The sequence below is a fragment of the Methanoculleus sp. UBA208 genome (assembly GCF_002498065.1).
Classification (GTDB): Archaea; Halobacteriota; Methanomicrobia; order Methanomicrobiales; family Methanoculleaceae; genus Methanoculleus.
In genome coordinates, this window is record NZ_DAFZ01000054.1 from 21677 (window position 1) to 37442 (window position 15766).

16 protein-coding genes are annotated in these 15766 nt (G+C 60.4%); 8 read left to right on the forward strand and 8 right to left on the reverse strand.

What is annotated here, in order from left to right; translation table 11 throughout:
- Positions 1-12: 12 nt before the first annotated feature.
- Entirely contained in the window at positions 13-1293 is a 1281-nt protein-coding gene (locus tag BRA62_RS05550; RefSeq protein ID WP_292365530.1) for a Fic family protein, read from the reverse strand.
- A 729-nt stretch (positions 1294-2022) separates the two neighbouring features.
- Here BRA62_RS05550 and BRA62_RS05555 point away from each other — a divergent pair.
- Genes BRA62_RS05555 through BRA62_RS05565 form a run of 3 tightly spaced genes read left to right on the forward strand, consistent with a single transcriptional unit; the run spans position 2023 to position 4478 of the window.
- Positions 2023-3387: an MBL fold metallo-hydrolase gene (locus BRA62_RS05555; protein WP_292365532.1), complete on the forward strand. Its 1365-nt coding sequence runs from the start codon at positions 2023-2025 to the stop codon at positions 3385-3387.
- A gap of 12 nt (positions 3388-3399) precedes the next feature.
- A complete protein-coding gene (locus BRA62_RS05560; protein ID WP_292365534.1) occupies positions 3400-3906 on the forward strand; it encodes a YeeE/YedE thiosulfate transporter family protein in 507 nt (168 codons plus the stop codon).
- 44 nt (positions 3907-3950) lie between these two features.
- Entirely contained in the window at positions 3951-4478 is a 528-nt protein-coding gene (locus tag BRA62_RS05565; RefSeq protein ID WP_331518831.1) for a YeeE/YedE thiosulfate transporter family protein, read from the forward strand.
- Positions 4479-4720: 242 nt separating this feature from the next.
- Here the strand turns inward: BRA62_RS05565 and BRA62_RS05570 are convergent, their stop codons facing one another.
- Positions 4721-4858 (reverse strand): hypothetical protein, encoded by a 138-nt coding sequence (locus BRA62_RS05570; protein ID WP_276832671.1) that lies wholly within the window; start codon positions 4856-4858, stop codon positions 4721-4723.
- 377 nt (positions 4859-5235) lie between these two features.
- The gene (locus BRA62_RS05575) at positions 5236-6462 is read right to left on the reverse strand and encodes an MFS transporter (RefSeq protein ID WP_292365539.1); all 1227 of its coding nucleotides are present in this window, start codon (positions 6460-6462) and stop codon (positions 5236-5238) included.
- Between the two features lie 287 nt (positions 6463-6749).
- On the opposite strand from BRA62_RS05575, the gene BRA62_RS05580 reads away from it, so the two are divergent.
- Complete coding sequence (locus BRA62_RS05580; RefSeq protein WP_292365541.1) at positions 6750-6965, forward strand: hypothetical protein; 216 nt, start codon at positions 6750-6752, stop codon at positions 6963-6965.
- A 278-nt stretch (positions 6966-7243) separates the two neighbouring features.
- Positions 7244-8044, forward strand: coding sequence for a rhomboid family intramembrane serine protease (locus BRA62_RS05585; protein WP_292365543.1), 801 nt, complete (start codon positions 7244-7246; stop codon positions 8042-8044).
- Between the two features lie 30 nt (positions 8045-8074).
- Here the strand turns inward: BRA62_RS05585 and BRA62_RS05590 are convergent, their stop codons facing one another.
- The 3 genes from BRA62_RS05590 to BRA62_RS05600 all read right to left on the reverse strand — a co-directional run bounded on the left by BRA62_RS05590 (position 8075) and on the right by BRA62_RS05600 (position 11494).
- Complete coding sequence (locus tag BRA62_RS05590) at positions 8075-10174, reverse strand: PAS domain S-box protein (RefSeq protein WP_292365545.1); 2100 nt, start codon at positions 10172-10174, stop codon at positions 8075-8077.
- Between the two features lie 397 nt (positions 10175-10571).
- A complete protein-coding gene (locus BRA62_RS05595) occupies positions 10572-11066 on the reverse strand; it encodes a hypothetical protein (RefSeq protein WP_292365547.1) in 495 nt (164 codons plus the stop codon).
- Between the two features lie 95 nt (positions 11067-11161).
- A complete protein-coding gene (locus BRA62_RS05600) occupies positions 11162-11494 on the reverse strand; it encodes a hypothetical protein (protein WP_292365549.1) in 333 nt (110 codons plus the stop codon).
- A gap of 182 nt (positions 11495-11676) precedes the next feature.
- Between BRA62_RS05600 and BRA62_RS05605 the strand changes: the two genes are divergently transcribed.
- The 3 genes from BRA62_RS05605 (at position 11677) to BRA62_RS05615 (ending at position 13910) form a co-directional block, all read left to right on the forward strand.
- Entirely contained in the window at positions 11677-12153 is a 477-nt protein-coding gene (locus BRA62_RS05605; protein ID WP_292365551.1) for a PRC-barrel domain-containing protein, read from the forward strand.
- Positions 12154-12261: 108 nt separating this feature from the next.
- Positions 12262-13551 (forward strand): chloride channel protein, encoded by a 1290-nt coding sequence (locus BRA62_RS05610; protein ID WP_292365553.1) that lies wholly within the window; start codon positions 12262-12264, stop codon positions 13549-13551.
- Between the two features lie 98 nt (positions 13552-13649).
- Complete coding sequence (locus BRA62_RS05615; RefSeq protein WP_292365555.1) at positions 13650-13910, forward strand: DUF3303 domain-containing protein; 261 nt, start codon at positions 13650-13652, stop codon at positions 13908-13910.
- 11 nt (positions 13911-13921) lie between these two features.
- Here the strand turns inward: BRA62_RS05615 and BRA62_RS05620 are convergent, their stop codons facing one another.
- Both BRA62_RS05620 and BRA62_RS05625 read right to left on the reverse strand, forming a co-directional pair.
- On the reverse strand, positions 13922-14710 hold the full coding sequence (locus BRA62_RS05620; protein WP_292365557.1) for an ABC transporter ATP-binding protein: 789 nt from the start codon (positions 14708-14710) through the stop codon (positions 13922-13924).
- Positions 14710-15762, reverse strand: a complete 1053-nt coding sequence (locus BRA62_RS05625) for a FecCD family ABC transporter permease (protein WP_292365559.1) — start codon at positions 15760-15762, stop codon at positions 14710-14712. Before BRA62_RS05625 ends, BRA62_RS05620 begins: the two co-directional genes overlap by 1 nt.
- Positions 15763-15766 lie beyond the last annotated feature (4 nt).

Here is a 15766-nt window from a genome sequence, read left to right on the forward strand (position 1 = left end):
GATATCAGGGAGTCATTCTTTCAAACCCCTGAATATGAAGATGTACTCCTTGCCCGACTTCTGCTTCGCCAGATATCCCAGTTTTTCGAGATGGAAGAGATCGTTTCTCGCTGTTCCATACGCCACACGGTATGTCTCGACGATCTCTTTGATCGTGATCGGCTTATCCGGCTTTTTAATGAGCGATTTGATTATTTCTGCCTGGCGGAGGCTCAGTCCTTCGCTCTTCTGGAGAATGTTTAGTGCCTGTCTGCTCTCTTTCTGCTTCTTCTCGATGTATTTCTGGATATTGTCGACCGCGGTCTTTACTGCGGCGAGATTGTAGCGGATGAAATACGTGAGGTCATATTCATCACTCTCGGTATACTGGTATGCCAGTTTATATTGCCCCTTCGTGTCTTTTATCGCTCTGGATACCGCCATATATTCGAACAGCCAGTAGTCCTTCCGCAGCATATACCAGTAAAAGATACTCCGTGCAGTCCGACCGTTTCCGTCATTGAACGGATGTATGTATCCTATCAGGAAGTGCAGGATGATGCCTTTGATCACCGGATGGATGAACTGCTCGCCGTCATTATTCGCAAAGGCACAGAGTTTTTCGACGAGTCCTTCGATCGACGCGAAATCGGGAGGTGTGTGCAGGACATTGCCCCGCATATCGAAGACCCTGATATCGTTGTTGTCTCTGAACCTTCCTTCGTCATTCGGGTCTTCGAGTGTACCGCTGGTAATGGTCTTATGAATCTGTAGAATCAGCTCCGGGGTCAGATCTTCGTCTTTTACCTGAGTGATCCTCTTCATCGTGATGTAGTTATTCAGGATCATCCTCTCGTCTTTCGTGGCGGGCTTCCTCTTTTCACGGAGCATCTTTTTTGCAATCGTCCTCGTGACTGCGGCTCCCTCGATCTGGCTCGATGCAATTGCCTCCTCCATCAGGGAGTTGATGATAAACTGGTCCCGATCGTGGGGCAGCGAATCGAGGCCGGATGAGATGCTTCCCGCTGCCGACTTATCAAGGAAATGAAGTTTTTCGAGGAAATCATCTAGAAGATTGTATTTCAGCTGAAGATCGTCGAACGGTACGTATTTCATGTCCTTTTTTCTGAGGGTCTTCATCAGTATCCAGACATAGAGCGGGTCTACCGGGAGTTCGCGCCATTTCAGCTCCTCCCAGTGCAGATACCTTTTGTTGTAGTTGAAAACCGCGTCGATTACATCTTTAGTATCCGCATACTCCCAGGCTTTTTTGAGATCTGCTGGAGAGTATTCCGGCGTGCGGGGGAGTTTCATGCTTAAATTTCATCTTTTGTTTCAATCCTTATTATCATTATCTATCAGTTTGTTACATTTTGATAGATATCATAAGTGAGGCGGTATGATATGCATCCATTACCAACGATAAAATCTGGTTCGATTTGACCGAAAGAAGATCGTATGATCTGGAATCAGAATCTCCCAATTTTGCAAAATCCCCATCTCTCCGGGCTTCTTCTCATTGACAGCACCTGCTGTCACTCTGCTGAAAACTGCTGTCATTGCTGTCATCATCGGGCTGGACGCCGACCCCGACGGTGACACCGCCTCTCCAGGTATTCAGGGGCGCTCCCGCTACCCTCGCCTGCCAGCCAGTCACTCCCGTCCGGCCGGCCGTCGCGTCAGCCGCTATACCCCGTCGTCGATGCGGCCCGTACCCCTCAGGCACCGGTATACGCCATACCCACTCAGCAGTGGCCTCTCATCAAACCGCTTGAGCGAGGGTCCCGCTCTTCTCTGGCAGAGCGGAGTCCAGGACAGAACCCTGCGTTCTTGCTCTCCTTGTCGGCCTTTGTGCCCCCAATCCGTTTCTTTTGCCGTCCACCACGTGAACGCCCTCCTGATGAGACCCGGAGGCTACCGGCGTTACGTATTACCTGAACGGCCGGAGGTCCCCTGAAGGTACTCTTACTCATCGTTGTTGCAGGATGGATTTATCTGATCTTCGGGTAACTACCTGCTCGTAGAAGACTTGGGGGGTACAGCATGTTCATCCAAAAGTTTTTCATTCCTGGAATCGCGCATAGCTCCTATCTCATCGGAGCTGGCAAAACGTGCGCAATCGTCGATCCGGTACGCGATGTAGGCAGATACCTCAATGCCGCCAGGGATCTCAACCTCGCGATCACGCATATCCTGGAAACGCATCTCCACGCCGATTTCGTCTCAGGACATATGGATCTCGCCGATATCACCGGAGCTGAGATATACGCACCGGCATCAGGCAACTGTGAGTTCGAACATGTTCCGGTGGAAGATGGCACCCAATTCGAGATCGAGGATATCTTTTTTGAGATCCGGGACACCCCCGGACATACACCGGACGGTGTGACCTACGTAGTTACGGATCGCTCCCGGGGGGACGATCCAGTTGCCATATTCCCCGGAGACACGTTGTTCGTCGGTGATGTGGGACGGCCGGATCTCTTCCCCGGAAGGGCCCGCGACCTTGCAGGCATCCTGTACGAGAACCTGCACGAGAAGATCCTCACCCTGCCGGACGGTTGCATGGTATTCCCCGCCCACGGGGCGGGCTCCCTCTGCGGCAGGGCGATGGGCGCGATGCGATTCTCCACCATCGGCTACGAGCGGAAGTACAACCAGGCTCTGACCATCACCGACAGAGAAGAGTTCGTCCGATCCCTCACCGAGGATATGCCCCCGGCACCCGATCACTTCAGCCGGTGCAGCGAGATCAACCGCCGGGGTCCGCCGCTCATCCGCACGCTCCCGGAGATCCGTCCCATGACCCCGGAAGAGTTCAGAGTCCGGGCGGAACAGGACGACACTATCGTGCTCACCGTCGGCGATTACACGGCGTTCGGAGGGCAGCACATTCCCGGAAGTTACCACATCGATATCAGCAGCAATTTCTCCACGTTTGCAGGATGGACACTCCCGCCCGACAGAGACATTCTGCTTGTTGCCGACAATCCCGAACAGTGCCGCGACGCAGTCACCATGCTCCGCCGGGTCGGACTTGACCGGGCCGCCGGCTACCTCGAGGGAGGGACCCATGCCTGGGTCATGGCCGGATGCGCCACCGATTACGTCCCCCTGCTCTCGCCAGTGCAGACCCGCGCGATGCTGGATCGGGAAGCAGTACAGGTCGTTGATGTGCGATCCCCGGCGGAGTACATGGAGGAGCATATCGAGGGGGCTGTCAACATACCTGCTCCCGACCTGAGGACGCGGTTCACCGAACTTGATCCCGACCGACCCGTCGTCGTGATGTGCAGAACAGGACATCGGTCGAGCCTGGCATGCAGCCTCCTCAAGCAGAAGGGATTTACCAAGGTCTACAACGCAGCTGGCGGAATTACCGGGCATCGTGCGGCAGGATACGTCTGAAGGGGTGGTTGCATGGACTGGACTCCCTACCTCGCCGGCCTGGGGATAGGCATTCTCAGCTGGTTTACCTTCCTCCTCTCGGCCAGACCTCTCGGATGTTCGACGGCCTATGCCCGAACGAGCGGCATGATAGAACGGGCTATCCGCGGCGATTCGGTGCTTGAGAAGCCTTACTACAGGAAGTTCGTCCCGCAGATCGATTGGGAATGGATGCTTGTCCTGGGCATTGTCATCGGTGCCTTCATCACAGCGATCGTCCGGGGTGAGTTCGCTCTCATCTGGGTCCCCTCGACATTCGAGGGGGCATTCGGATCGAGCAGCCTTCTTCGGCTCGCAGTCGCGCTCGTCGGGGGCGTCCTGATGGGTCTTGGTGCCCGATGGGCGGGAGGCTGTACAAGCGGGCACGGGATCTCCGGGACACTTCAACTGGCGATAGCAAGCTGGATCGCTGTTGTCACCTTCTTCGTAAGCGGAATCATCGTCGCTTTTCTACTCTACGGGGTGATCGCCCCATGGTAGAGGGTGCTGACAGCCCTCTACACCGCCTTCGCCAGAATCAGTCCTTGCAACGGCTTCTGGGGCTGGTGATGGGCGTTGCGTTCGGGGTCTTCCTCCAGCTGGGGGGCGTCACCAGTTATGATGTCATCATCGGGCAACTCCTACTTTATGATTTCACCGTGGTGAAGGTGATGCTCTCTGCGGTGGCTGTCGGCATGGTGGGCGTCTATCTGCTGGTGCATCTTGGTCTTGCCAGCCTCACCATCAAGCCGGGATCGATAGGCACCACGGTGCTGGGAGGGATCATATTCGGGTGCGGGTTTGCGGTCCTCGGATATTGCCCCGGAACGGTCGCCGGTGCAGTCGGATCGGGAGCACTCGATGCTCTCTTCGGCGGAACAACCGGCATTCTCATAGGCGCCGGGATCTTTGCTGAACTCTACCCCCGCCTGGATGCATCGGTTCTGCAACGGGGGAAAATTCCCGACATGACGATACCTGAACTTGTCGGCGTCCGGCCCCGGGCGGTGATTGTTCCGATGATCATTCTGATTATCGCCATTCTCTACGGGATCGAGTACCTGGGCCTCTGATCTCCGGACAATACTATAAATCCCGGTTTTTTCATACCGCCGCTGGAACCATGAACAAAATTGCACCTCCCCCACTGCCATCATGATCCGGAGAATTAGCAGGCGAGCCCGGGAATATCAAATCTAACCATTGGGCCTTTTGCCGCACTCAAAGGTGCAAGCATCTCGCGACTTGCACAGGTGTATTCGTTGCAGTAGCCCTTACATAAAAAAATAAAAAACGGTTTGAAATCTCGGGCGGCTCACTTGATCTTCTTCTCGAGCTTCTTGAGTTTCTTCTTGGCGGCCTGGCTGCCCGCAGCCGCCTGCTGCGCAAGTTCTTCCGCCTTGGCCTTCTTTGCTCTGTTCAGTTTCTCCATTTGTTTCTTGCTTGTCGGCATAAGGTTGCCTCGTTACGTCTTTGAATAACTCTATCTGCCGATTCCCGTCATATACGTATCCCTATCGCTGTACCAGCCGGGAAAACTCCGGGTAAATGGAAAACCGGCCAGTTCAGATTTTATATATGGGGGTCGCCGCTCCCGGCACCGGACTGTGGCCCTGCCTGACGTACGGCGAATCCTCTGCAAACGGAACCGTGCGCGATGCAGAGCGGATCTGTGAGATCATCTCCGGCTATCTTGCAGAACAGGGGTTCGGGATGTCCGCCCCGTGATCGCAAAGAGGGGTCCGGCGGAGGGTGGTAACACTCTCGTACTCAACCGGACCCGGTTTTTAGCACAACCTGAAAGACAGAACCCCGCAAAAAAAAGAAGTTTCACTCCGCCCCGGGCTTCACGTCAACGGCAACCCCCGGCAGGGCAAACTGCCTTTTCACCATTGCGAGAGCATACGGCAGGGCGAGCGCAAACGCCGCACACCCGAACGCCAGGAAGAGGTTGCCGTAGGTCGCGACAACGGCGATGATCGGCACGATGGCAAGCGTGGAGACGAACTGGCCGAGGTTTAAGGCCACCGAGAACCCGCCGCTTGCCCTGCCGAGGAACTGTTTCGGCGTAACTGCGGCGATCCAGTTTAAGATCGTCGGCATCAGAATGCCCTCGGCCAGACCGACGAGGATCACGGAGATCCCGACGGTGAGAAGCGACGTGGCAAACCCGAGGCCGCATAGACCGATCCCGAAGAAGACAAAGGCAAGGGTGAGCAGGGTATACCGGTGGAACCTCCAGGCGACTCTCCCGTAAACGAGCCCCACGAGCGAGGAGGCGCAGCCCATGGCTCCCAGGAATATCCCGGTGGTAAGCGCGAAGTTTTCGCCCACGACCCGTGCCGCATCCAGATTCGCAATCAGGTAAGGGAACTTCGTGGGCACCAGGAAGAACAGCATGTTCCCGAGGAACAGGGTCACATATCCGGGGAGGAGGAGGAAGGCCGGGAAGGTCTCCTCGGGCGCTCCCGCTGCCTTCTCGACGCTCACGCGAGCGGGCTCTCTCATCGTCAGGAGAACACCCGCGAGGATGACGATGCCGACCAGGTAAATGAGGAACGCCGCACGCCAGGAGATCCCTGCGAGGTACCCCCCGCTGATCTCGAGGACCAGTACTCCCGTACCCATTGCGGCCGCCTGGTACCCGAGCACCCTGGCGCGGGAAATCCCGTCGTAATAGCAGACGATCAGGGCGGATGTCGTGCAGATGATACCGGAAATGCCGATCCCGAGGATGAACCTCCCGACCAGTATTGCGGATAAGGAGGTGAGGAAAAATCCGGAACATCCCGCGATGGAGAAGATGGCAACGGAGGCGGCAAGGACCGGGATTTTGCCGATCCTGTCCGAGAGAGCACCGATGAAAAAGCCGGTGAGGGCTATCGCAAGCGCGGGAAGCGTAATGATCAGGGAGATAGTGGCTTCTGATGCATCGGGAAATGCGTCGCTGATTAAAGGTAGAGCCGGCGCGACCGCTGCTCCTCCCATGAGAACCATCATGGCTGCAAGCAGGAGGAAAAACAGCGTCCATCTCGTTGGTTTGAACGGTGTAACCATGCCTTATCCAGTCGCCAGTAATCCGACATGAAGAAAGTGGTCCTGAATACAGTAGCTGATTGCCGTGATCGATGATTCGCGGCCTTTACGACGAAAGAAATCGAGGTGAACGTGGGGTGAAGGTGTGCGCAACCCCTTCGGTTCTGCGGTTGGCAATCCCCCGCGAAATCCATGAACTGAGATCCCTTGCGACGGAAGAGTACACTATCAATCAGCCCGGGCAGGATTAGACAGTTAAAAAAGTCGCGTATCGAAAAATTATTCCACAAACAGCCCAAACCCTGATTGTGACCGATGTAAACCGGACCATGCCGATAATAAGGTGCCCCGACTGCGGTTCTGCGGTTCAGATTACGGTCGAGCACTTTAGAAACAACAAACCGATCGTCTGCGGCGGCTGCAACAAGATCATGACCCTTCGCGACGCCGATCGGTCGATTGACGACTACCTGAAGAATTTCAGGGCGGCGGCTGAAGACCTCGACCGCAACCTGAAGCGCTGACCGGGACCGCCTATCAGGGATAGCAACCCCGTTTCAGCGCTTCGTGAAATACTAATTTAGTAGATGTTAGTAGTTCGTTAGTAGTTCGCGGCGGCGACGCCTAGGTGACGCAAGGAGGCCAGGATGGCGCGCCAGAGCAGCCCGTCGGCACCCGACCCCCGGGTGAATGAACTCTAAGGAACGATGCCGTGTGGCCGTATGACCCCTCACCCCACACGGTCACGGTCAAAAGCCGAAAAAGAAACCCTTATCCAGATCTCAGACGACTAACCATCTTAATGGCCTCCGCCGGCGGGAACCTCGCCTCTATCCTCGGGTATGCAAAAACCATCCCGGGCTCGGTGTATCTCCACTTCCTCGGTTTTGTTGTCGGAATAGCGGCGTTGCTCGTCTTTTTCCAGTATTCTATCCTCTACATCATCCCGGCAGGCTTCACTCTCGACTACATCTACCTCAACATGACCACGCCGAATCCATCGAGCATGTTCCTGAGCAACTACATGCACAACCCGTTCGATCAAACACACATCACGAGCAACCTTCTCACCACAATCTCCCTTCTCGTCGCCGTCTTCCTCGCCGGCACGATCGTCCTGCCCGCCACCGGCTACCGGATGCCCCCGAAGTTCTTCCCCGTGACCTACTCCGTCTTCTTCCTCCTGTTCCCGTTCGCGATCTCCGGAATCACCGTCTGGTCTGCCAGGATCATGGGGATATCATGGTCATCCGGGTTTTCCGGAATAAGCTATGCACTGTTCGGCCTCCTCGTCTTTCTGATGCTCGGCTGGGCCTACACGGCGATACTTGAGAGCCCGAACCGCGACACCTACCGGCTGGCATTCGCCCTCCTCTCAATGACGTTCGTCAGCCTTATCCCGGTAACAGCCTTCATCCTTCTCGACCTGCGCACCAAAAACATCAACGTGTACGCACACCTCGGGGGGTTCGCGCTCGGGCTGCTCGTGCCGTCGCTGGTCGCGGTGGGCATGACTGCCGAAACAAAAGGGGAGAAGGTAGCGGTGGCGGCGATGCTTGCCGTGGTGATTTTACTGCCGAGCGTTGGGTGGATCGTCGTGTGAAGGCGGGTTACAGCCCGTGCTTCAGCCGCCCTACCCGGCAATCCCGAGCGTAAACCGGAACACCGCCCCCTCCCCGGGACGGCCCGGCACCCGGTCCTCGACCCAGACCCGGCCCCCGTACCGCTCGATGAGGATCTGCACGAGGTAAAGTCCGAGCCCTTCGCCGACGCCGCGTTTCTGCTGCTCGTAGCGGTGGAAGATCCCCTCCTTCTGGTCGTCCGGGACGCCCGGGCCGGTGTCCTCGACCGAGACCCGGGCGAACCCGTCCTCCTCCTCGACCCGGACGGCGACCTCGACATCGGGGCCGCCGAACCTGACGGCGTTGCCGATAAGGTTGTTGAAGACCACGGAGAGCAGATCGTCCGCCATGACCCGGTACTGTGTCCCTTCGTAGTGGAAGGTGCCGCCTGTGAAGTTCTCGATCGTCCCCCGGATGACCGCATCGAGGTCCGTCGGTTTGAGTTCCGGGGACGCCTGGTGAATCAGGCGGATGGTGGAAACAGTGCGCAGGATCTCGATGCTCTTTTTGATGCTGCGTTGCAGCTGCTCCGCGTACCGGGCCTCCTCTCCCTCCAGGGACTCGAGGAGCAGGTCGACGTAGAGGTTCGCGACGTTCTCGGTGTTCCCGATGTCGTGGGTCAGGATGTCGAGGTAGAGGTTTGCCTCCCGGTTCGCGGACTGCAGTTGCCGGTGCAGGCGGGCAAGCTCTTCGGCGTGGCGCACGAGCGCTTCTTCGTCACGCTTGCGCTCGGTAATGTCCCGGAAAACAACCACCGTCGACGGCAGGCCCTGGTAGAGTATGGGGGCACCGGTGATCTCGACCCAGAGGGTCCTGCCCTCAAGGGTCAGGAGCCTCTGTTCGAATAGCGGGATACCCGTGCCTTCCTGCTCCACCCGGCGGATGTACCCGGTGACGAGATCGCGGTCATCGGGGTGGACGAACTGCTCGAGCGGTTTGCCCAGGAGGTCTTCGGGACTTTTTGCACCGATAATCCGGACGCCGGCCGGATTCACGTAGACGATAACACCGTCCCGGTGTACGGCGACGGCGTCCGGCATGAGCTCGACCAGGGAGCGGTAGCGCTCCTCGCTCTCTTTTAACGCCTCTTCCGCCCGCTTGCGGGCTGCCCGTTCCCGCAGGGACGTGATGCCGAACGCCAGATCGTCGGCCAGTTCCATCAGCAGGTGCACTTCATCGGCGTGGAAGGCATCCGGCACCGCGGTGTAGATGCTCAGTGCGCCGAACACCCGGCCGCCGCCCTCACGCAGTGGCAGCGCAATGGCCGACAGGTAGCCGCGCCGAACCACCTCCTCCCGCCAGGGAGCGAAGTTGGGGTCGGTCTGGATGTCTTTTACGATACGGGGCTGGCCCGAACGGATAGCCGTGCCTGTCGGCCCGCGGCCGCGTTCGGTATCGGCCCAGGTGATGCCGAGGGTTTCCAGGAACCCTGCCTCAGAACCCGCATGGGCCGCCGGGCGCACCGCACGATCGGCGTCCTCTTCGGCAAAACCGATCCACGCCAGGGAGTAGCTGCCCTCGTCTACGATGATGCGGCAGATCTCCTGCAGAAGCGCCTGCTCTCTCGTGGCCCGCACGACAGCCTGGTTGCACTCGCTGAGGATGTTGAGCGTGCGGTTGACCCGGGCAAGCTCCGCGGTACGCTCCTCCACCCGCCGTTCCAGATCGGCACGGGCTCTCTGCAGCGCCTCTTCCGCCCGCTTGCGCTCGGTGATGTCGAGCACGATCCCCTGGTAGTGGGTGACGGTGCCGTTTTGATCGCGGCGGATCCAGGTCCGATCGTCGAGCCAGCGAACCTCGCCGGATGCCGTGAGAATCCGGTACTCATGAACGAACTCGTCGCGCCCTTCGCGGCTGTACCGGGAAACCTCCGCCGCTACCTGCTCCAGGTCGTCGGGGTGGATGATCCGTGCATAGGGAATGCGGCCGGATATGAAATCCGCCGGCGTATAACCGAACTGGCGGACGTTCTCGGAGACGAATTCGACCGGCCATCCCTCCGCCGCACGCCAGAGAAACGCAACGGCCGGACATCGGTTGACGATCTTCCCCAGCTCCTCCAGTACCCTCTCCGGCTCCTCTTCCGCCCGGTTGCGCCCGGTTACATCCATTGCCACCCCAACGATGACCGGGACCACCGGGTTCTCGTGCGCTCGTTTTCTGCCATCCAGTGCCCTCTTGTATTCCCTGCGGAGGATTTCGCCCTCCTCATCCAGGGGCCGTCCGTGGCCCGGGCTTACCCGTCTTTGCCGGCTAATACGCCGGCCCCCCGGTCTTCAGGAGAGAGGCATACGGGCGTATTCCTTCCCCTGGTACTCAAGCGTTTTGTCCATCCATCGATCGACCTCCCGGGGGCCTCAGCCGCAGGTTTTCGTCTGCAGTCCTGAAGAACGCTCTTCTCCATGCTGTCGGTCCCAACCCCGGGGCATCTCCGTTTCGGATAATCGAACTATGTTCTCTTCATACTATAACGATAGTCCTGCATGCATACCCGGGACAGGAGGGCCCCTACCTCCCCCCCGCCCCGGAGGCCGCCCGCTCCGTCAGCCATTCGTAGAACTTCCGGTGCCAGAACGGCACGTCCACCGGCCGGGAAAGCGACTGCCAGGCCGCCCACATGACCCGCTCGGACATGCTCTGCCACTCGCCCGCCCGCTTGGCCATATCGTCCGCCGGCTGCCCTACCGCGTGCAGGATCTCGTGCCAGATGCGGAGGACAATCGCTTCGTCGTCCCTGTCCTCGCGCGTGACCCGGACGCTCGCCCGGTTCTGCATCCCGCCCCCGAGGGCCCGGGCGGGGATCGCGTCGTCGAAGACATAGACGGTTCCATCAGGGACCGGGAAGGGGAAGCCTTTCCACATCGGGTCTTTCTGGTCGAAGTAGCGGACCTCCGGGGTGCCGATCCGGACGGTGAACTGAAAGTACGGCGGGATGAGGCGGAGGTGCGGCTCAAGCCTCCGCCGCAATTCTTCGGTCTTGAAGAAGAGGTCGAAGTGAGGCATCGGGGCCGCATTGGTGCGGGTAATGATAAACCATAGGGTCAGCCGGAGGGGGGGCCGCCCGGATCGGGGCGTTCCTCCCCGCGCGCCCGGAACGGCTATCCCCGATCTCCACCCTGCAGAGGGCCCCGGGCGAGCGCCTCCTGCCGCTCGTCGATCCAGGCCCGGGTCCAGACCCGGAGATCGTTGATGCTGGCGGACCCCTGCCGGCTGCGCATCGCCCGCAGGTGGTCCTCAAGTTCGTCGGCCATCGAAAAGATCAGCGCTTCGGAAGTTTCTTCCGGTAACGACCCCTCCACCCGCAGGCGGGCTGCCCCCAGGTCGAGAAAGTGTTGCAACTCGCCTGTTGCCTCGAGGATCGTGGTGAGATCCAGTCTAACAGTAGGCCCCATAAAGAGGGGATTGTCGCACCCGGTAATAATCTCATCCATTTGATTCAGGGCCCATAAACAGGCCCTCAGGCCGAATAAAAATCGCTTTAACACCCATTCAACCCGGAGGCCCACCTGCTCGATGACCGGGCTACCCCCCCCGGCATGGAGGTGCAAATCATTTTAAGGACTCCCGGCACTCAGGGCACGCCCCCTCGCAAGAGACAACGGAGGCGAAGAAGATGCAGGAGAGATCGGATGTAATTCTGGAGCGCAGGACGCGGACGGGCGGCGAAGAGTGGTTCATGTCGGCCGACGACATCCTGGACAAGAACGTGATCAACCCGCAGGGAGACGATCTCGGGGAGATCTCGGATATGCGGATCGGGTTCCCCGAGGGCAAGGTGGAGTACCTGGTGCTCAGGTACGGCGGCATGCTCGGCGTGGCGGCAAAGAGGTTCGCCATCCCGCCCGAAGCCGTGATCTACCGGCCCGGGGACGACAACTTCGTCGTGAACATCGACAAGCGGCGGCTGGAAGACGAGCGGGGCTTCGAGGAAGATCTCTGGCCCCGGGAAGCGGACTACGGCCTGATCCAGTCGGCCGGAACCATGGCTCCTCCGACCCGGGAGGAGGCGGAAGTCATGAAGCGCGAGGAGCCCCCGCCATCCGAGGTCGTCACGACGGAGCGCGTCGAGACGCGGCCCCGGCGGAGGTAACCCCGGACAGTAAGTCCGGGGAACGGCTGCTTTTTTTTCGGCGGTCGAGAGAAGTCGACCGCAAGGAAGATTACCCGGAACCGACGAACGGGCCGCATCGTGCCTGCCATGCCCGCACCTGCAGACGGCCAGGCGCCGCCGGAAGAGCGGACCTGCGTCGACCCCGGTAACCGGGAAGGAACCCCTAACCTGCGGCAGGTCGTCCTCATCGCCGTAATCGCCATCACCTTTACGGTCGCCTTCCTCGCGCTCTACGGACTGCTCAACAGGGTCGTCTGGGTCCAGAACGGCTTCGTGCAGGCCAATCCCTGGGCGGTCCCGGCAGGCGTCCTCGGCTTCTCGCTGCTCGTCGGCCTCTGCCGCAAATACCTGCACGCACCTACCGTTATCCACGGCGGAATCACCGACTCGCTCAAGGGCGGAGGGGAAAAGCCCGACTATCGGACGTTCCCCGGCGCATTTCTCTCTTCGATCCTCTCGCTCCTCTCCGGGGCAAGCGTCGGGCCGGAAGGAACCATCACCGTCCTGATGGGGTACGTCTCCCCCTACATCCGGGACAGGCTCGGGATCGGGTCTCCCGGGGCCGCGCTCGGGTTCGACGTCGCAGCCCTGGCATCGGCGTTCAACGGGATCGTCGGCAGCGTGCTCTTTACGGGGGTGTTCGCCACCGAGTTCCAGGTCGGCGGGAGCAAAAACGCCTTCCGGTTCCTCACCTGGAACCTGCTCGCCGGCGCCATCGGCTTTCTCGTCTACCTGCTTCTCGGGCTCCCCTCCTTCGCCCGGAGCATCCCCTTCGAGCCGATCGCCGAACTGCACCCCGCCTACATCCTCTACGCGGTCGTCCTCGGCATCCTCGGGGGGCTGCTCGCGATCTTTGCGGGAGTCGCCATGCAGGCTGCCGGGACGGCCATGGACAGGATGTTCGGCGACGCAGTCATCGCCCGTGTCCTCGTCGCCGGGGCGGTCATCGCGTGTGTGGGCTACTTCATCCCGGAGGTGCTCTTCTCCGGGGAGGGCCAGATCCACGGCATCATCGCCGATCCTGCCCGGCTCGGGGTCGGGATGCTGTTCGGCGTGGCGGTCTTAAAGATCCTCCTGCTCGCGCTCTCGTTCAAGAGCGGGTATATCGGCGGCCCGCTCTTTCCCATCATCTTCTCGTCCACGCTGATCGGGCTCGCCTTAAACCTCATCTTCCCGGGCGTGCCGGTCTCGATCCTCGTGCTCTGCATCGAGGCCGCGGCTCTCACCCTCGCCCTCGGAGCACCCCTGACGTCCATCCTCCTGGTCGCGGTCGTGGGCACGGCCGACCAGTACACGGTCGTGCTCCTCGTAATCTCCGCCGTCACCGCCATGCTCATCTCCGCAGCCGTGAAGGAGAGAATGGGTGGGCAGCCATAGCGGACGGTCCGCCCTGCACCAGGCTTTTATACTCCGGAACCCATGACGCCGACCGTCCATCCCGGCGTGCCGGGATGCGGCAACGAGGGGGGAAGAACATGCAGTTCATACACATATTCACCTGGGAGCCCGGGAAGACAGCCGAGATCATGGAGGCGCGGGCCAGGGAGGAGATTCCGGAAGGCGTGACCCTGATCAACGAGTGGGTCGACCTCGTAGGGAACATGGTCTTCCGGCTGATCGAGACCGATGACCCCGTCGCCCTCATGAAGGCCAGTTTTCCCTGGAATGATCTCGGCTACAGAGAAGTGCATCCGGTCATGGAATCAAAAGAAGCGTTGACCATTCTCAGGGGATGAGGAGGGGGCCCTCACACCCCTTCCCTCAGGCTGCCCGGCCTGACCGGAACCATGTATGGCGCCGAAAGGTCCCGTTTCACCACCGCTTCGATCCCGTAGACGGACCGGAGCATCTCTTCGGTGAGCACCTCATCCGGCGTCCCGTAACCGTAGATCGACCCTGTCTTCATCACCAGAAGGCGGTGGCAGTAGGTGGCGGCGAGATTCAGGTCGTGGAGCGCGATGACGACCACGAGCCCCTTCTCCTCGGCAAGGCCGCGGAGGATTTCCATGACCCCCATCTGGTGGCAGACGTCCAGGTTGCTCGTCGGTTCGTCGAGGAGGATCGCCCCGGTCTCCTGCACGAGCGCCCGGGCGATCATCACCCGCTGGCGTTCCCCGCCGGAGAGTTCGGCGACCTTCCGGAGCGCGAGATCCCCGAGATCGAGGAGGTCGAGCGCCGCAACCACCTTCTCCTCGTCGGTCCTGTTCACCGTCCAGTTCAGGTAGGGCCGCCTCCCCATCAGGACGGTCTCGAAGACCGTCGCCGCGGTCCGGTTCCCGGCCGACTGCGGCACGTAGGCCATCGCCCGTGCAACCTCGCGGCGGTGCATCGAGCGGAGCTCCCGCCCGTCAAGCATCACCTTTCCCCCGTTTGGGGAGAGCATCCCGTCGACGCAGCGGATGAGCGTCGTCTTCCCGCACCCGTTCGGCCCCACGAGCCCGAGTACTTCGCCCGCGTCCACCGAGAAGGTGATCCCGGAGAGCACCTCCCGGTCGCGGTAGGCAAACGAGAGGTCGTTCACCGATATCAGCGCCATCAGACATTCCTCCGGTGCATGAAGAGGTAGATGAAGAACGGCACCCCGAGGAACGCGGTCACGATCCCGACGGGAAGAACCTGCGGCGCGAGGACGCTCCGTGCGATGCTGTCCGCTGCCAGGAGGAGAAGAGCCCCCACGAGGCCGGACGCGGGGAGGAGCGTGCGGAAGTCCCCGCCGACGGCCATGCGGGTGATGTGCGGGGCGACGAGCCCGATGAAGCCGATCGTCCCGGTGAAACAGATGATGACAGCTGTGATCAGGGAGGCGATCATCATCAGGGCGGTCATCGACCGCTCGACGGGAACCCCGAGGCTGGCCGCCACCTCGTCTCCTTCCGCGAGGGCGTTGAGGTCCCAGGCGCGGTAGAGGAGATAGGGTATGGTGCAGGCGAGAACGAGGGCGACGATCCCGAGTTTCGGCCAGGTGGATTTGTCCACCGACCCGAACATCCAGAAGACCACCGCCTGGAGCTGTTCGGCGCTGCCGACGTACTGCAAAAGCGACGTCACCGCGGAGAAGAGGTACATAAGAGCGATGCCGGCAAGGACCATCGTCTCGGAACCGATGCCCCGGTAGCGGGCCATCCCGTAGATGGCGAGCGCCGCCAGCAGGGAGAAGAGGAAGGCGTTGCCGATGACGAGGTACTCCCCGCCGGCGACCCCGGCGCCGAGGACGATGGCGATCGAGGCGCCGGTGGCTGCCGCCGAGGCGATCCCGAGGGTGAAGGGGCTTGCGAGCGGGTTTCTGAGGATCCCCTGCATGACACAGCCCGCCACCGCGAGCCCGAACCCGGCACAGACCGCGAAGAGCACCCGGTGGAGCCGGAAGTCCCAGACGATGGTCGTCGCGAGGTCGGGGGCGTTGAATATCCCGGGGAAGAGGCCGGCCAGGATCGCGAGGTAGGACTCGCCCACGGTAAGGCCGGCCGACCCGAGCGTGACCGCGATGCCGATGAGGATGACGAGGCCGGCAAGAAGACCGCCGATGAAGAGGACGCGGGTCTTCTTCAGCCGGGTATACCCCTCCTGGATGATGACGTGCTGTTCCATGGCG